This window comes from Rahnella sp. P4_A8 (genome assembly GCF_056402435.1).
This window is the reverse complement of the sequence record NZ_JBFUHK010000357.1, coordinates 1-638: the sequence shown is the minus strand read 5'-3', so window position 1 is coordinate 638 and position 638 is coordinate 1. Positions and strand designations below refer to the sequence as shown.

Annotated in this window: 1 pseudogene; it reads right to left on the bottom strand. The window is 41.2% G+C overall.

What is annotated here, in order from left to right:
* Window positions 1-417, bottom strand: a pseudogene (locus AC1DUO_RS25965) (diguanylate cyclase); the annotation flags it as partial.
* Window positions 418-638: the final 221 nt, after the last annotated feature.

The following is a 638-nucleotide window of genomic DNA, read 5'->3' as shown; positions in this document are numbered from 1 at the left end:
GAACCAACGGTCCCGTAGACTCTCTTCAGAGACTGTTTCGAGGATGCGTTTGGGGTCATAGTAACGGTAGGTTTTATCAGAAACGAAATAGGAAAAAATAGTATCGAAACGATGGTCTATTTCGTTGAGGTAACGAATCATTGCATCAGGATCCTGTTCATGATTTAGAACCCAATCACGAACAAAAGTATCGTGAGCCATCAAAGATGCAATAAGAATGGGTTTCAACAGATCTTGCTGAATTTCTGAATAGACATTATCGCTGGTTAGAGGCAGGATATTTTCTTCAATTTCATTATTTAGGGATTGCCGAGCGACTTCGTAACTGCTCCAGCTGATGAGCATAAAAGCGGTTAATAGCATGAAAGTAAATAAAATAATGACCCGTGTTTTCGTCAACCAATAAGGGCTGTTCATTCAATTTCCCTAAAATGTCTTTTAATGGTAAACAGGGTAAATGCACTTTGTCTAGGCAGCTAAGCCGGGCCTGTTACTCTTATTAGTTAGTGACCCTTTGGAACCTAAATGATCTCATCTGTGCTCCCTCGTGCCAATAATTCTAGCCGTTTCGCGATCCCGTGATCCGTTACGGCGCAGCAATATTATTACGAATTTCGTTCTACTGAGCGACAAACTCC